The following is a 17,401-nucleotide window of genomic DNA, read 5'->3' as shown; positions in this document are numbered from 1 at the left end:
TTTCTCCTAAACTCCATATTTTAAATTGATGACTAAAAAAAGTTTTTCCTGGTCGGACGAATGTGAACCGCATAAGCTCAGGACAAAAGAAATTATTCAAAAACATCCCGGTATCAGAAACTTTATCGGCCGCAACAGGTTTACTTTTATTATTATCCTGTTTTGTGTGGGCCTGCAAACCATGCTGGCTTTCTGGTTAAAAGATGTTGCCTGGTACTGGATGCTGCTGGCCGCCTATTGTGTCGGTGCTTTTATTGATCATACGCTTTTTGTGTGCGTCCATGAATGTTCTCATAACCTGATCTTTAAGAACAGGGCGCTCAATACAGTGGCTAGTTTGATCGCGAATCTTCCGCTGGTTTTTGCCAGTTCAATTTCTTTTAAGAAGTATCATTTAAAACATCATGCCTTCCAGGGGATTGTCAATTTAGATGCAGATATGCCCGGAGAGTGGGAAGCTAAGCTGGTGGGGAATTCTACCATTGGCAAGGGACTTTGGCTCTTGTTCTATCCGGTTGTGCAGGCGACAAGGCTCGCCAGGATGAGTAAGGAGATCAAGGCCATTGATGGTCTGACCATTGTCAACTGGCTGGTACAGATCGTGTACGTGGCCGCCGTTATTTATTTCTGGGGCTGGATGGCCATCCTCTATCAACTGCTGAGTTTCTTTTTCTCTGTGGGGCTTCACCCGCTGGGAGCCAGATGGGTGCAGGAACACTTTTTAACCCATGGGGAGCAGGAAACCAAAAGTTATTACGGCCCGCTCAATGTTGTGAACCTGAATGTGGGTTTCCATAATGAGCACCATGATTTTCCTTCCGTTCCCTGGAATCACCTGCCCAAGCTTCATCAGGAAGCGCCGGAGTATTACGAAACGCTGGGTTCTCATAAATCTTATACGGTATTATTGCTTAAGTTTTTATTTGACCCCGGACTGTCTGTCTATTCGAGGATGGCCCGTGATAAGAGAGGTAAGACCAAATAATATCAGGCTGTTTGAATGAGCAGCAAGTAAAATCTTTATTAAGCCAGCCGGTTTATTTTCCAATATGCAGCAAACAACTCTGGAAAAAGCCGGCTGGCTTATTTATTAGGGATCCCCGAAAATCAGGGATGACCGGGCTTTGGCGTGTGTAACGCTGACCAAACAAAGAATAGAGATTGGCGGAGCTATCCAAATTCCCGTGAATTGGTTTGATGGTCTAAGGTCTTTGCTTTAAATTTGCACATCCATAATCAATAAATATATTGTAATGTCAGTATTAGTAAATAAGGACTCAAAAGTAATTGTACAGGGATTTACCGGTACAGAAGGTACATTCCATGCCTCCCAGATGCTGGAATACGGCACACAGGTTGTCGGTGGCGTTACACCGGGGAAAGGCGGAAACACCCATCTGGATCGTCCGGTATTTAATACAGTGGCTGATGCCGTAAAAGCAACCGGCGCGAATGTCAGTATTATTTTCGTACCGCCCGCTTTTGCAGCAGATGCTATTTTTGAGGCAGCTAACGCCGGCATTGAACTGATCGTTTGTATCACAGAGGGTATTCCCGTTCAGGATATGGTAAAAGTAAAAAGCTTCCTGGAAGGTAAAACGGCCAGACTGATCGGACCGAACTGCCCGGGCGTCATTACGGCAGAACAGGCTAAAGTCGGTATTATGCCTGGCTTTATTTTCAAAGCCGGTAGGGTAGGGATTGTTTCTAAATCCGGCACCCTGACCTATGAGGCTGCCGATCAGGTGGTCAAAGCGGGACTGGGTATCTCCACTGCCATCGGCATTGGCGGTGACCCGATTATCGGAACCACTACTAAAGAAGCCGTTGAGCTCCTGATGAATGATGATGAAACAGATGCGATCATCATGATCGGGGAAATTGGCGGCAGCATGGAAGCAGATGCGGCTAAATGGATCAGTCAGAATAACCGCAAACCGGTCGTAGGCTTTATTGCCGGTCAGACGGCACCTGCGGGTCGCCGGATGGGGCATGCAGGCGCTATTATCGGTGGAGCAGATGATACCGCGGCTGCCAAAATGAAGATTCTGGCGGAAAACGGCGTTACCGTCGTCGCCAGCCCGGCAGATATCGGCAAAACACTGGCTGAGGTGTTGGCTAAAGCTAAGTAATTGGATCTCAATTATTTTTAACTAGAAATATGATGCAGGCGCACCGTTTACCGGTGCGCTTCGTATGTATAGGGGACCAAGGGACAGCCCGCGTAATCTTTATTTTGGGATTGTTGCCAAAATTGCTACCTTTGCACCCTTAAATTTATTTATTAACAAAAACAAATTCAGGGTAATGAACAATTACGAATTGATGGTGATTTTAACCCCTGTGCTTTCTGAAGACGAATTTAAAGCGGCTCAGAAGAAATACACTGATTTTCTGGTAGAAAACGGTGGTACAGTAACGCACAGCAACCCCTGGGGTCTTAAATCACTGGCGTACCCTATCCAGAAGAAAACAACAGCTCTTTACTGGGTTCTGGAATACAGTGCGCCATCCGACTTCAATGAGAAGCTTAAGGTACAATTTTTACGTGACGACCAGATTCTGCGTCACATGATCACTAGTCTCGACAAATACGCCGTTGAGTACAATGCGAAAAAGAGAAGTGGCGTACAAACCGGTAACGAAAAAGCAGCAGAAGCATAAGTTATGGCAAAATCAAACGAAATCAAGTATCTTACTGCGATCAAGCAGGAGAAGACCAAAAAGAAATTCTGCCGTTTTAAGAAATACGGTATTCGCTACATCGATTATAAAGATGTTGAATTTCTGAAAAAGTTCATCAACGAACAGGGTAAATTATTACCTCGTCGCCTGACTGGTAACAGCCTGAAATATCAGCGTAAGGTTTCTGATGCCGTAAAGAAAGCGCGTCAGATGGCTTTGTTACCTTTCGTAACAGACCTGTTCAAATAATATAATTTTAATTTAGTCACCTTCCCTAACTCCTTTTATAGTAAGGAAGACAGTTTCCGGTAAACTGGGTTACGGAACTAAACCAAGAGAGAAAATGCAAGTAATTTTAATCAAGGATGTAGATAATCTGGGCGCACCTGATGAACTGGTAACAGTAAAGAATGGTTATGCACGTAACTATCTGATTCCTCAGAAATTAGCAGTAGAAGCCAGCGCTTCTAACCTGAAGCAGCTGAGTGAGCGCTTAAAGGTAAGAGGTAAGAAAGCGGCCGCCATGCTCGCTGAAATCAACAAAGTAATCGAAGTATTACAGGCTGAACCCGCACTGAAACTGGGTGCTAAGACGGGTACTTCCGGTAAGATCTTTGGTAGTATCACCACTTTACAGATTGCCCGCGCAATCCGTGAGCAAAAAGGATATGATATTGATCGTAAACACATCTCTATCGTTGACGAAGTGAAAGAACTGGGTACCTACAAAGCCAATATTGACTTTGGTAATGGTAATGCCACAGAAGTTAACTTCGAAGTGGTTGGAGAATAATTCCAAAAACATATTTTTTTTTGCCCGCTCTGTGTATGCAGAGCGGGTTTTTTATGCGCTGCCCTTAACGAAATATTATACAATAATTGCGGATTCAGACAAATGTTTTCCCGATTGCGTAAATGGTTTGCTTTGTCCTTGTGTAGTTTTGCACCCTCAAATCAATCATTTCAATTATTAGGTTAAACAATTTTGATGAAAAAGCTCTTATTATTACTGGTGATGTCTTGTGTGGGAGGATATGTGATGGCCCATGGGCATGAGGATGATGACGATGCAAAAAGAGGTACAATTGAAGGAATCGTATTAACAAGCGATGGCGCCAAAGCAGCCGGTGTCACCATTACGATTGAAAATACCAATTATAATACAGTGGCCGATGACGGCGGTGAATTTAATTTTAAAATGTTGCCCGGCACGTATACACTGGTCGCTACGTATGTCGGCTATGCGCCCACCAGACAAGAAGTTACTGTCGAAGAGAAAAAGACGGTCCATGTAACCCTCAGACTGAATCTGACCAAAAGTGAATTGAAGGACGTAATTGTATATTCCAAACGTAATTCCTATAAGATCAACCATAGCTCCTCTACGCTTCGCCTGGACGAGCCTCTATTGGAGGTTCCCCAGAATATCCAGGAAGTCAGTGCTGTCGCACTTGCCGATCAGGGAATAACTTCTTTTGGAGACGGCGCCATCCGCAACGTCAGCGGTGCCACTAAGCTGGAACACTGGGGAGATTATACGCGTATAAATATGCGGGGATCCAGAGCGTCTGAGTTCAGAAACGGCATGAATGTCACTTCTACCTGGGGGCCGCTGACGGCAGATATGGCTGTCGTAGACCGTATCGAGTTTGTGAAAGGACCTGCCGGATTTATGATGTCCAACGGAGAACCCAGCGGTATATTTAACATCGTTACCAAGAAGCCCACAGGTGTAACCAAAGGAGAAGCTTCTGTTATGGTAGGCAGCTATGACTTTTATCGGGGCGCTATTGACCTGGATGGCAAATTTGACAAAGACAATAAGGTCCAGTACCGTTTTAATATCATGGGGCAGTCAGCGGGCTCTTTTCAGAAATATGGTTATAGCGACCGCCTGACCATTGCGCCGGTGATCAAGTATCAGGTGGATGATAAAACGGATATCACCGCAGAGTATCTGTATCAGTATGCCAGAATGCAGGATGGCGGAGCTGCCTATGTTTATTCGCCCACTGGTTACGGTGACTTGCCAAGAGATTTTACCACCGCTTTTGAAGGAATTGAACCCCTGGTACTGAAAGACCAGAGTCTGTTTTTATACTTGCACCACCAATTTAACCCTAACTGGAAATTGACCGTACAGGGCGGCTATCTGAACACCAATAAGCAGGGGTCAAATCTATGGCCGGATTCTTTGGGACCCGGAGGGAAAATGAGACGGGCCATTTCTATCGGCGACGCTATTAACCGCTCGAAATTTGCACAGGTGTTTTTTAACGGAAAGATGCAGACAGGAGGCATTCAGCATCGCATTTTAGTGGGACTGGATCTCGGTGATAAAGATAATTATTATGACTGGGGACAGAATCAGATATTAGATGATGATGCCCATCTTTTTGATATCTACAATCCCGGTAGTGGTATGCCTTATAACGGATTGCCTGTATTTGACCGTTCTATTGATTTATTGCAGAGAGCCGCCGCTGCAGGTACGTATACCAGCCAGTCTTATTCAGGGGTCTATCTGCAGGATGAATTAGGATTCTTTGATAACAGCCTTCGTTTAACTGTCGCAGGCCGGTATACCTACGTGAAACAAAACGACTACGGTACCAGTTATGATGCGAAGAAAGTGACCCCAAGAATTGGGCTGAGCTATACGATTGATCCGAACACCTCTGTATATGCACTCTATGATCAGTCTTTTATGCCTCAGTCTGGTCTCTTAAGAGGTAATAAATCACCCAAGCCACTGACAGGAAATAACATGGAGATTGGTGTAAAACGAGACTGGTTTGCCGGTCGCTGGAATACCACGCTGTCTGCCTACAGAATTATTAAAAACGGTGCCTTGATTGCAGACCCGGATACCAGTGGCGGTAATCAGGACCTGAAGTACTCTCTGCAATTGGGCCAGACCAGAACACAGGGAGTGGAACTGGATATCAGGGGAGAGATCGTCAAGGGGCTGAATGCCATACTGAACTATGCCTATACCGATTCCAAAGTGACCAAAGATCTTGATCCCACAAAAGTCGGCACCAAGGTGACAGGCTTTTCCAAGCATGTCTCTAACGGCTGGTTGACGTATACCATTGGCGATGGCGCTCTGAAGGGATTCGGTGTTTCTGCCGGTTATACCTTCCTGGGGGACCGCTCCACCTGGAGCTGGGCAACCTCCAACCAGAAAGATTTACCGGATTATTTCAGAATGGACGGCGGCATCTTCTGGAAGGGGGAGAAAATGACCGTGAATCTGAATGTGAACAATTTACTGGACCGGTACCTGTATTCTGGTGCGCCTTACGGCAATTTCTACTACTATCAGGTAGAAGCGCCCAGGAATTATAAACTCAGTATATCCTATCGTTTTTAATGATAAATGCTAAAAAAGTAATATATTAGAAGATTAAATAACCTGTAATGCCGATCAATAAGAAATCGAAGATCAATAACATCATTACCTGGCTACATCTGTGGCTGGGTTTGGTGTCTGGTATCATCGTGGTCATTGTCAGTGTTACAGGTTGTTTATTTGTCTTCCAGCAAGAGATCACAAATATAGTCCGCCATGACGTGCTGTTTGTTCAGCCTCCTGCCGGTGGACAGGCGGCTTTGCCTTTAAGCGAGCTGCAGCACAGAGCAAAGGTCGCGTTAGGTAAGGAAGCGCCCTTAACCTATATGACGGCTTACAAAAGGCCTGAAAGAAGCTGGGAGTTCATGAGCTATGTGCCAGGAGACCCGAAGGCGCTTACCTATAACGGTACTATTAAAGTTTATAAATCTGTTTTTCTAAATCCTTATACAGGTGCTGTGACCGGAGAAGTGAATTATAAGAAAGACTTCTTTATGATTGTTAAGGGGATTCACTGGAGTTTATTTCTCAGCGATGCCATTGGCCAGCCCATTGTAGGGTGGGCTACTTTGATCTTTGTCATTTTGCTGATTACAGGTATTATTATGTGGTGGCCCAAAAAATGGAATAAGAAACATGTGAATGACAGCTTTAAAGTGCGCTGGAAAGCGAAGTTTAAGCGCTTGAACTATGACCTGCATAATGTGCTGGGTTTTTATACCTTTATCATTGCCCTGATTCTGGGATTGACAGGACTGGTCTGGGCCTTCCAGTGGTTCAATAAAGCCGTTTATGCGACGGCCACCATGAGCACGAAACCCATGGAATACCCTGCCTATAATTCCGATACGACCGCTGTTGCAACCCTCCACAGCCCAATAGATTACGCTTATGCGCAGACCCGGCAAGCCTATCCGGAGGCAGGCCGGTATACCACAAGTCCTGTACACGGGAAAGCCGATGCCATCAGCTTTTCTGCTTACGGTCATGAAGGAACGTATTATGATGCCAATACCCTGTACTTTGACCAGGCGACCGGCAAAAGACTGGGAGAAAGTGAATTTAGTGACCTGAATGCCGGTGAGAAGATCATCGCCATGAATTACGATATCCATGTAGGGGCTATCGGCGGGCTGCCAGGCAAAATCATTGCCTTTCTGGTGAGCCTCGTCTGCGCTTCTTTACCGATAACCGGTTTTTATATCTGGTGGGGTAAGAAAAGAAAGCAAAAGAAAAAATACAGGAAGCAGCTCAAGACCTGGAATAAATACCAGAACAGGAGAAACGGCCCGTCGCAGGCCGCTGCAGTGTCAGCGGTTTGTTCCCCTGAACTGATAGAAAAAGACTGATATTCGGCTACTGGTATTTAGTTTTTCTTCAGAGGGGCTACTGTCCGTGATATTTGGCAAGGCCATCAATCGGATGCTTCATAATGGAACCCAGTTCCAGTTCATAGTTGTTACAAAGCTCCTTTAATACATCCCGATAGGCATAGGCAACGCTACCCACAAAATGCAGGGGAGAAGTCCAGGCTTCCGTAAATTTATAGATATGCTGATTGATGAAGTCATTCAGACAGTCTTCCAGAATATTCTCGATCATATAATGACCTCTGTTCTCTGACAGGAACCTTGAAAAACCTGCTAAGTACCTGTTGGGGCGCTCTCCCCTGTAAACCGCCTGGATAATCGCATCCCTGTCGGTCTCATATTTGAGTTTATAGCGGTGCATAAGATCATCGTCAAATGTGTTATACAGATAATATTGGATGACTTTTCTGCCCAGATAGGCACCGCTACCTTCATCACCCAGAATAAACCCCAGGCCGTTCTGCACCTTTTTGATGGTTTTGCCGCTGTAATAGGCGCAGCCACTGCCTGTTCCCAAAATAGATACAATGCCTTTATTGTCGCCACAGGTCGCATGGGCAGCTCCCATTAAATCGGTATTCACGCTGCATGCCGCTGCCGGAAATAAGTCCTTCAGAATTTTGGACATCATTTTACGAAAGGTGCTATCGGCCAACCCCGTGCCATAGAAATGTACTTCGTCTATATTGGTATTGTTTAACTTAGGAATTAGTTTTTTGGATAATGTATTGCTGATTTCTGCGCCACTCAGAAAATAAGGGCTGAGGCCATCCGTTTCGATCTTACGGGATTGGCCATTTTCCAGGACAAGCCAGCTGCATTTTGTAGAGCCATTATCCGCAATAAGTTTGACAGACATATAATAGGTTTTTGTAAATACGTTTGTACTTCTAAGTTAGCGATAATTTGGAGGTTTTAAAGATTTTTTAATTGTTAATTTTCACTATCTATTTTTAGAATTTATTGTCAGCAAAAAATAGGAACTTCGCACGGCAATAAACTGAAATAGTCAATTGATGAAAAAAACGAACCTTAAGCTTTGGCTGCCTTTCCTGTTGTCCCTGATGATGGTCGTGGGAATGGTAATCGGATACAAATTAAGAAAAGATACGATAGGTCCGGATACTTTTATTGCAAATCCTCATAATACAGCTATTGGCGAGGTGGTTCGGATTATTGACAAAATGTATGTCCAGGGAACCGATAAGGACAGTCTGGAAATGAAAGCGATCAATGGCTTGCTAAGTCAACTGGATCCATATTCTGTTTATATCAGCGCTGCGCAGCTAAAAGAGATCAATGACAAGGTTCGTGGCTCTTTTGTAGGGATTGGAATTGGATTTGAAGTGATACAGGATACCGTAGCCATCACCAATGTTGTTACGGGCAGCCCGGCTGATAAGGCAGGGGTTAAAATAGGAGACCAGTTTCTCAGTTTCAATGACACTATAAAGATGTCAGGCCCGAACCGTTCTGCTTTAGGTGTTGTCAATATTTTGCAGAAGGTCGTCGGTAATACTTTTAAGGTGTTGATCAAAAGAAACCAGAAGGAATTGACGACCACACTCCATAAGGCGATGATTCCGATTTTCTCTATCGATGCTGCGTATATGCTGGATAAAAAGACGGGATATGTCAAGGTCAATCAGTTCAGCGAAACGACTTACCGGGAATTTATGCTGGCCCTGGAGAAGCTGAAAAAAGCAGGTATGCAGCAGTTAATGATTGATCTCAGGGGGAATAGTGGCGGGGTGCTGACGGCAGCTACCGAGATCGCCAATGAATTCCTGGCAGATAAACAATTGATTGTCTATACGGACGGAGCCAAGGTGGGCCGTAAAGAATACCGGTGTAAAAGAGATGGTCTGTATAAGGATCTGAAGCTGGCCATTCTTGTAGATGAAACTTCTGCTTCCGCCAGTGAAGTATTGGCAGGGGCATTACAGGATTGGGACAGAGCGACGATTATCGGACGGCGAACTTTCGGTAAGGGGCTGGTACAGGATCAGTTTAATCTGACCAATGGCGGTGCACTGCGGCTGACCGTGGCCAAGTATTATACACCGCTTGGCAGAAATATTCAAAAATCCTATGACAGGAGCAGCACTGAATATCAGAGAGAACTGACAAAAAGATTCCATAGTGGTCAGACGGTACTCGGCGATACTTCTTCTCCGACAGGCAAAGCTTATAAAACACCCAAGGGTCATACTGTTTATGGGGGAGGAGGTATTACTCCTGACGTCCTGGTCGCATATGATTCGACGAAATTGCCGCCCAGTGCTCTGGACCTGTTTTTGAAAGGTACTTTGACGCGTTTTACTTTTTTATATTATATGCATAACAGGACAGGTCTGGATAGTTTGAAAACGGTTAACGCGTTATTTGCTTACGCTATGCCTAAAGATGATATCTGGGGTAAGTTAGAGACGTTTGCATTGGCAGATTCTATTCATATTGATTCCATACAGGGCGTCGCCAAAGATAATGTTCTGGAGAAATTCAGGGCATTTCTGGCAAAGGATATGTTTGGCCCGCAGGGCTATTTTGAAATTAATAATCACCATGACAATATTGTAAGAAAAGGGCTGGAGACTATTAATCAATAGAGGATGCTGTGTGCTTGCAAATCAGTCAGATATTGATATAATTTTGCTGATTTTTTCAAAAATGATTTGGTAATTTCTTTTTATTGCTTATTTTTGCACTCCTTTATAGGACGGCTGCGTAGCTCAACTGAATAGAGCATCTGACTACGGATCAGAAGGTTTCAGGTTTGAATCCTGACGCGGTCACTCTCAAAAGCCTTGATAGATAATACTTTCAGGGCTTTTTTCATCTTCTACTTTTCTCGCATTTTGCTAAAAGGGTCACTTTTTAAAAGCAAAATGAAATGAAAAAACTTCCACACAATTGTAGGGTCGGCAAAATGTCGGTCTATCCCAAAAATTGGTATAAGTCTAAGTCAAGCATGAAAGTGACTTGGAAAATTATCTATTTATTTTACGATGATAAAACCAAACAAAAGGTTCAGATTAAAAAAAAGGAATGAATGATCTTCATGTCTGGGAGGACAGAAAGCAGGCAACAATTAATCTCATGTCTGATGAAATGAAGGTGCTTGAGGCCGGGTATAATCCGATAACTGACCAGCAGATAATAGATGCCCTTCTAATATGGATGTACCTACGGAGCAGACTCCATTTAACCAGGCGTTGGATATGGCATTGAAATCGATCGATGTTGAAAAGCATACAAAAGAAGATCTTACCTCTGTGTCAGGGTTTATAAAAATGGCAGCTGACGTCATCCGGATAAATGGAAAATTGATTTCCCAGATTCCAATTGGCGAAATTCGGAAACGAGATATTCGGGCACTTTTTGATTATCTCTCCAAAAGACGGAACCGGTCAAATAACACCTATAATTATTATCGCCCCCACATAATGATGTTTTACAAAAAAACTCGGAGAGTTTGATGCTGTCGAATCCAATATTCCCCGGGAACTATCCAAGAAAAATACCGTTAAGGCTACCAGAATCTTGTTGACTTCGGAACAACGGCAAAAGGTCAAAGAGAAAATTATCTCCAAGAACTACAGGTACTGGCTTTTTATTAATATGTTTTTTCACTCTGGCGCCAGAATAACAGAATTTTGCCGCCTTAAAATATCAGATGTCAACCTGGAACGGCAGACAGCGACATTTCTAATCAAAAAAAGAAAACAATGGGTGCGGGTGGCCAAGCCAATTAAGAACATCGCTTTGCCTTTTTGGGAACAGTATTTAAGAGATTTTGCCGATCCAAATCATTATGTAATATCCTGAAGACTGAAACCAAGTCCAGATCAAATTAGAACGGAACAAATAACCCGGAGATGGAAAAATTGGGTGAAAAAAGATAAAGACCTTAATATCTGTGCAGATTTTTATTCTTTAAGCATTTAAACACTGATGAGGTATCTGACCTAGTAGGAATCGATAAAGCCCAAAAATTGAATTCTCATACATTTGATAGAACCACCCGGATATATGCAATTAATGAAGCTGCCAGGGAGATGGAGATCATTAAGAAGGTTGGAAACGAGTTTTAATTGCGGTGATATCGCCAAAAATAGAATTATAATAAACTTTCATTAATATATAATGTAGTCTGATTCATTGTACAACGAATAGTCATAGTTTTTTATGCACAGGTGTTGAATACTTTCATTAAAAAAAGGTCGGTTTATCTCGATCTTTGTCTTATAAGCAAAGGCGGTGTTATTTAGAGCCATTTTACTAGATAAGTTATCAACATAAAAACTTATTTGCTAATGATCTAGATATAAAATCGCTGATTATATATTATCTTTGCTTAAATAAAATGAAAAAGCCCAATTGGGGAATTGGGCGGAGTTTTTTGAGGAGTTAATTTCGGTATAAAAGTACTCCCTCCTTTTTAAAATTCCAAGAGTTTTATTGAAAATAGTATCGGTCCTTTGAAGGACCGAGTTGAAATAGCTGGGTTAACCAGGCACGTATACTTTTTACGTGGACTTAAAATCCATTAAATGTATACAGTATTATGGGTATAGCTCAAAATACGGTGTACAAGGATGATGGAGCAACTTGCTCTGTTTGCAATGGCTGCGGATACATTTTCCGTAAGTGTGTAACCAGAAATGGGGTAACTAGATGTCACCCCACCAAGTGCTACAAGATTCCTTGTCCTAGCTGCAGCCACAGCTAGGTAAGCCACCAGAGGATGCGGGTGTTCCCCGCAAGTAGATGAAGGAATGAATTGACTTCAATCCTATCTTAAGGAAGCCCAAGTTTCGCTGACTGCGGCTTCCTTTTTTATTTTAAAGAATTAAATAAAGACCGATGCGCAAAATCTGTTATAAATAGTTGTTGAGGAGGAATAATGATTTTGCTTATGTAAAAACCTTCTAATATTTTTTACGGGTGCAAAGGTAATGGAAATCTGTTTCAATGTTACATAATTTACACCATAAATTTACACATATTATTAATACTGCCAAATTTCACTGTGTTAATTTATAAAATCTGACAAAAATGTAAAATTACAGGAAGATTTCAAATTTAATTGGTTCTGACAATCAGCTTGTTATTGCCTGCCGGCAAAATTTTGTTGTAAAACAACATGAGGAATTGCGAATATTGATGTTTATTAATCAAAAATTTAAACCGAAACTATGTTTAGTATTTTTAATAAATTAGACAAAGATGATTACTTAGTTAAGTCTAAATTAATAACCCCAAAAGAATTAAAAATGAATTCTACGCATCGTTTTCCCTTTGAAGGTCGTGATTCTTTGGGTTCTGAATTTAAAAACATTATTGAAGAATTATTTGTTCCTTACAATATATCAAAATTGAAATTCCAGTTAAATAGATTGTATGAAAGTGAAGCCATCTATCATTTCGAAGACATCGAGATTTTGGATAATCCAGAAAGAATTGAAGTTCATTTCGATTCAAATTCATATGCGGGGGCATCATTCGACCTATTCCCGAAGGCAAAAGAAAGGCTAATTGGATCTCCAAGTTTTCGACAAATCATGTTCGATTTACATAATAGAGCGATATTCGATAATAAACCTAAATGGTTCACTCAAGCATTTCCAGATATTCAACTTTGGATTTCCAGAAATGGAATACCAATTGAAGAGTTATGGGGGACATCAGAGGAAATAGCTATTAAAAAAGGATTTATGGATAATTCCGGAGAACCAACTATAAAGGGACACAAATCCATTATTGACTATTGTAGAAAACGCACAAGGAAAAAACTTGAATGTGGTCTCCCATTTATTTAATGAAGATTTCAGTCAACAACATGACCTTATTTCGTAAAATAGGCCCCGGTAGATGCCAGGACCGCAACCAAAACTAACTGCTTATGAGAGCACTGAGGTAATATAATTATCCATTACGGCTAAACTATTTTGCAATTTTATTATTTTGTTGGGAGTGGTTACATTCGGGTGATGATAATCAAAAATTAGCTGTTATGAAAGTCGGATTAATAATTAGTTTAGCTGGCCTAGGGTTTGGGGCTATTACATTATTTATGATTTGTAGACAGGCTTATTTCAATCGCGAAAAACTTTCAGCTGAAATCATTTTTTATTTGATGGTACGATAGTAATTAAATTCGTCAATACAGGACGAACGCCTGCAATGATTAAGGATTTTAGAATTATTAACAAATCAACGAACAAGAGCGTCATCGAGTTTTCAGATGCAACTGAAGAAGACCTTACGATTGATTCTAAATCGCAGAAACCCATGACATTTCCCATTGGACTAGCCAGCCTATTAAAATATGAAGACAGCTATTCTATTGAGATGGAGGTGAGAAAGAGAAGTTCGATTAAAAAATTAACCCTAAACCCTAAAAACATACATGGCAAAAGTCAAAACGTATAAAATATCAAACTCTCTCATTATTTTTGCTCTGCAACCGTGAAAACGAAAACACCCCAGCAGAGCCGGGGTGGAATACAGTCCGCTATTCTAGCCAGTTAAACTATAGCCCCATTTGATATTCTTGTGGAGCTAACGGGACTCGAACCCGTATCTGCGGAGTATATCTTTATAAGTACTAATTGACTTCGTAAAATTTCTATTATATAGACGTAAGCTGACTGGCTAAGATCCAATTCTCTGACAATCCAGATGTTGCAAAATTTTTAAGTTCTTTTTTATCGGTAGGATTGTCCAATATTGGAACTATCAAATCATTAGAATAAATTATAATTTCACTACCTTTCGCTGCTGCATTTGCATGATAGTTCAATTCATATGTCCTTTGTGCAAAATCGCGATAGATTTCTTTTATATTTGGATTATTGTCATAAGAGACAATCCAATTTTTATTTGTCATTTGCCGAATAATACTGGCAATTAAAACGTGATCATTATGTTCATAAAAATTAATATATAAATCCTTCCCTTTTTTATAGTAGGGTGGATCAAAATAAAAAAAAGTTTTTTTAGGAAGGGCTTTCCCTAACTTTTTGGTTAGTTTAGCAGCATCTTCGTTGTAGAGGTTTATTCTGTCTTTGTACCTGCTAATTTTTCTTATTCTAGTTAAGAGCTCTTCCTTATTAAACCTCGCATCTAATTTCCAGTCACCTCCTTGCTCTTTACCTCCGATCATACCGGCTTTTAATATTCCTGACCTATTAGTTCTATTAAGAAAAAAAGTGGAATACCCGATATCTATTTTTGAAAATTTCTTTGGGTTTCGTTGAACTTCTTTCTGATGCTCCCAGTTTGCTGGCGTAATTTCATCGTTAACCAATTTTTCACAGAACTCATCAGTGCTGTTTAAAATTGAATCCCAAAAAGAGTAAACTCTAAAATCATAGTCATTGATGTGTATTTCATCAACAAACTCATTGAAAAGCAAGGACAAGGCTACAGAAGCACCTCCCGCATAAGGCTCCACATAATGCCCCCCTACCAAGAGGTTATGCTCTATTAATAGCTGGACATAATAGGCCAGTTTCCCTTTCCCTCCGGGATACCTCAACGGAGAATAAAAACTTGTAGTTAAATTAATTCCCATATTTTACTTATAAAAGACTCTAAGTTATCCCAATTTTTCTTTAAACTTGTCGGATCCGGATGAAAATCTTTATTGTGAACGTAAGCATTAAAAGTATTTATAGAAAAAATGCTATCTGGAGTACTTGCCGCTGTAAATGCGCCTTTTAGTTTTTGCTTATTTAAATGCCCTTTGTTTAAAATATCTGTTGCAACCGCCTGTAGCTTGTTGCTAAGTTTGCTATCAGAAGTTACTTTCTCTATTGGATTTTTTTCAATATAAGAATCTAATGTCAATTCTATAAAAACGCGAAACGAAATCGCAGCAGCATTTTCAAAGTCCCTTAAATCGAGGTCTTTAAGTTCTCTGTAAATCTTATTAACTCTAGACTGGTTTATGGGAATGGAGGTCCATTTAGGAATTATGGTATTTCTTTTTGTAGAAAGGACTTTACTCCTCCTAGCTGCTGTAGATTTTGGAGTACCTACTGCTTTACCAACTGGCTCGGTCCCAATTAGCTCCCAAGAGCCAGGCAACTCATCATCATAATTGGGCATGTCAACTTTTTTAAAAGTCTCAATGTAATTCTGCCTGTCGTCCTTGTAATAAATATCCTTAACCGTGAAATCGTCTCGCAGTAAATCGTTAACGACTTTTGTTAGTGGCTTAACGAATTCTTTTGGATGTAAAATACTGGTTACTTTACCATCCTTAATATCTAAACCGCAAAATTTTCTAAAAACTGGGTCACCTACTAACCGTTGCAAGGAAGAAGAGTTAACCTTTTTTAGCTTCGCTTTAGTAGAAGAATCAACACTTTCGCTTTTACCTAAATAATCTAGGACTTGCAGCGCATAGTTAGTTTTGCCTTTCGTTTTTGCATCAAATCTCGCTTTTTGCTGAGCGTCCCAGGGAACAATTCCTACTCCGTCATTTTGTCCAGTATGTTTCAAATCTATCCAATGATTTGCATCGTCCTCGCTATCGAAGACCACGCAATTAACTTTTTCAGTTGGATTTTGTTGAAATTTAGTATTTAACTTTTTAAATCCGTTTAATAAAGATTTATGTGTTTCAGTTATTAAATTGGGATTTTCTAGTAGTTTTAAAACAGTTACCCTCCTGTTACCTTCCAGAACTTCATACCCGGAACCTGAAACCTTTTTGTTTTTCAATACGAGAATTGATTCCGCCGGATTTAATCCGTACTGCAGTATATCGTTACCCAGTTTAAGAAGTTTATCCCCTTGTTTTTCAATCATTATCCGTATCGCTTCTCGCTGATTACTTACACGTTCAAATCTTGGATTCTCAACGCTGATATTTAATTGACTGATATCGATGGACTTATTTGAGTGACTCATATTTGGTTAGTTTTGTTGTATGAGAAAAAGATCAAATCGGTTTATCAACACAATATTAAACAAAACTGCCGAATTATAAAAGAACTTATTTCGTAACGAGTTCAGTGCAAATTGCTTCGTTAATGGTTGCCGCTTTCTAAAATCGTATTCAACCATCCGTTTTCAAAATCCTCCAGTTTCTCATTCCCCTCACCGAGGGCAGGGGGTTGAAGTTTTATACATCGTAAAGCCAGCCTGATAGAGCTCATGTACTTATACCTAAACTATCACGTGAATGGCGACTTCGGATATTCTTTCCATTATTGCAATTTCTATTTCCTTCCAATAGCCTGGGAGTATCCAGACGGCATAATGCGAAGCCGTGAGCTCAGGAACTTGGCTTTGTTCAAGGGTCATATTGATTACTCCATCAGAGAGGCGGTTGTTTCGCTGGCCAATGATATTAGTGATTTTTAGGTGAAAGGCGAAATGTGACCCATAGGTCAGGAGTAGTTTTTGGATATTTTGTCAAAATATTCTGCAATTTCATTATTGATTTTATCACCCATTTTGATTTGATCATATTCTTTAGGAAATTTCCATTTTAGAGTATGTTTTTCTGAATCCGCAATAATAAAATGAGTCTCTATGCATATTTGTCCACGAACTTCCATTAAGTGATGAGCACCACCCATGTACAGATTATTAAAAGATAGCGTCAAGATGCCAAGCGTTTTTTTTCGTTTTGTATATATTTCTGGAGGTGCAATATGGTTTATCAAAACTTTATACCGGATTTCTATTCCGTTATCTACGATTTCTTGAGTTTGTTTTCCTTTTTGCGGAAGTATAATCAACAGAATAACCAATCCGAATGATAATATTAATACAAATGCGTCCATAATTGCTAGTTTTCAGCAAATTTATCAATTTCTCTCTGTAATATGCGGTTTGTGTTTCTCTTAATCCGCGATCAACCAATTTTTTGCAGCTATAGTAGTATGCCGGCCAGTTTGACAATATCACCAGTTTTATTAACCGGGTGCACGTTGTCAATATAATTTTGCATGCCTTTCTGATCATTTCGATC

15 protein-coding genes and 1 tRNA gene are annotated in these 17,401 nt (G+C 40.8%); 12 read left to right on the top strand and 4 right to left on the bottom strand.

The features are described from left to right. The first annotated feature begins 28 nt into the window (after positions 1-28). From K9M52_RS02620 to K9M52_RS02590, 7 genes are all read left to right on the top strand, one after another. Positions 29-985 carry a fatty acid desaturase gene (locus K9M52_RS02620; RefSeq protein ID WP_224070517.1) on the top strand — a complete coding sequence of 319 codons (957 nt, stop codon included), beginning with the start codon at positions 29-31 and terminating at the stop codon, positions 983-985. Positions 986-1,253: 268 nt separating this feature from the next. Then, positions 1,254-2,132, top strand: a complete 879-nt coding sequence (sucD, locus tag K9M52_RS02615) for a succinate--CoA ligase subunit alpha (protein WP_224070516.1) — start codon at positions 1,254-1,256, stop codon at positions 2,130-2,132. A gap of 175 nt (positions 2,133-2,307) precedes the next feature. Continuing rightward, complete coding sequence (rpsF, locus tag K9M52_RS02610) at positions 2,308-2,664, top strand: 30S ribosomal protein S6 (protein ID WP_224070515.1); 357 nt, start codon at positions 2,308-2,310, stop codon at positions 2,662-2,664. 3 nt (positions 2,665-2,667) lie between these two features. Beyond that, positions 2,668-2,934 carry a 30S ribosomal protein S18 gene (gene rpsR / locus K9M52_RS02605; protein WP_224070514.1) on the top strand — a complete coding sequence of 89 codons (267 nt, stop codon included), beginning with the start codon at positions 2,668-2,670 and terminating at the stop codon, positions 2,932-2,934. A gap of 94 nt (positions 2,935-3,028) precedes the next feature. Beyond that, positions 3,029-3,478, top strand: coding sequence for a 50S ribosomal protein L9 (gene rplI / locus K9M52_RS02600; protein WP_224070513.1), 450 nt, complete (start codon positions 3,029-3,031; stop codon positions 3,476-3,478). A 195-nt stretch (positions 3,479-3,673) separates the two neighbouring features. Continuing rightward, a complete protein-coding gene (locus K9M52_RS02595) occupies positions 3,674-6,061 on the top strand; it encodes a TonB-dependent siderophore receptor (protein ID WP_224070512.1) in 2,388 nt (795 codons plus the stop codon). 47 nt (positions 6,062-6,108) lie between these two features. After that, positions 6,109-7,389: a PepSY-associated TM helix domain-containing protein gene (locus K9M52_RS02590; protein WP_224070511.1), complete on the top strand. Its 1,281-nt coding sequence runs from the start codon at positions 6,109-6,111 to the stop codon at positions 7,387-7,389. A gap of 37 nt (positions 7,390-7,426) precedes the next feature. Here the strand turns inward: K9M52_RS02590 and K9M52_RS02585 are convergent, their stop codons facing one another. Further along, positions 7,427-8,269, bottom strand: coding sequence for an N-acetylglucosamine kinase (locus tag K9M52_RS02585; RefSeq protein ID WP_224070510.1), 843 nt, complete (start codon positions 8,267-8,269; stop codon positions 7,427-7,429). 157 nt (positions 8,270-8,426) lie between these two features. Here K9M52_RS02585 and K9M52_RS02580 point away from each other — a divergent pair, with 157 nt between their 5' ends. From K9M52_RS02580 to K9M52_RS02560, 5 genes are all read left to right on the top strand, one after another. Beyond that, a complete protein-coding gene (locus K9M52_RS02580; protein WP_224070509.1) occupies positions 8,427-10,019 on the top strand; it encodes a S41 family peptidase in 1,593 nt (530 codons plus the stop codon). 112 nt (positions 10,020-10,131) lie between these two features. After that, positions 10,132-10,205: transfer RNA gene (locus K9M52_RS02575), tRNA-Arg, on the top strand. A gap of 253 nt (positions 10,206-10,458) precedes the next feature. Continuing rightward, positions 10,459-10,641, top strand: coding sequence for a hypothetical protein (locus K9M52_RS02570; RefSeq protein WP_224070508.1), 183 nt, complete (start codon positions 10,459-10,461; stop codon positions 10,639-10,641). Between the two features lie 312 nt (positions 10,642-10,953). Beyond that, a complete protein-coding gene (locus tag K9M52_RS19130; RefSeq protein WP_394369836.1) occupies positions 10,954-11,238 on the top strand; it encodes a tyrosine-type recombinase/integrase in 285 nt (94 codons plus the stop codon). A 1,370-nt stretch (positions 11,239-12,608) separates the two neighbouring features. Continuing rightward, a complete protein-coding gene (locus tag K9M52_RS02560) occupies positions 12,609-13,232 on the top strand; it encodes a hypothetical protein (RefSeq protein WP_224070507.1) in 624 nt (207 codons plus the stop codon). 812 nt (positions 13,233-14,044) lie between these two features. Here the strand turns inward: K9M52_RS02560 and K9M52_RS02555 are convergent. From K9M52_RS02555 to K9M52_RS02545, 3 genes are all read right to left on the bottom strand, one after another. After that, complete coding sequence (locus K9M52_RS02555; protein WP_224070506.1) at positions 14,045-14,989, bottom strand: DNA adenine methylase; 945 nt, start codon at positions 14,987-14,989, stop codon at positions 14,045-14,047. Continuing rightward, a complete protein-coding gene (locus K9M52_RS02550) occupies positions 14,974-16,332 on the bottom strand; it encodes a hypothetical protein (RefSeq protein ID WP_224070505.1) in 1,359 nt (452 codons plus the stop codon). The genes K9M52_RS02555 and K9M52_RS02550 overlap by 16 nt, the downstream gene beginning before the upstream one ends. Before the next feature lie 482 nt (positions 16,333-16,814). Next, the gene (locus K9M52_RS02545; protein ID WP_224070504.1) at positions 16,815-17,213 is read right to left on the bottom strand and encodes a hypothetical protein; all 399 of its coding nucleotides are present in this window, start codon (positions 17,211-17,213) and stop codon (positions 16,815-16,817) included. Positions 17,214-17,401: the final 188 nt, after the last annotated feature.

It is taken from the genome of Arachidicoccus terrestris (assembly GCF_020042345.1).
Classification (GTDB): Bacteria; Bacteroidota; Bacteroidia; order Chitinophagales; family Chitinophagaceae; genus Arachidicoccus; species Arachidicoccus terrestris.
Note: the sequence above shows the minus strand (reverse complement) of the source record. Positions and strands in the feature narration are given on the sequence as shown.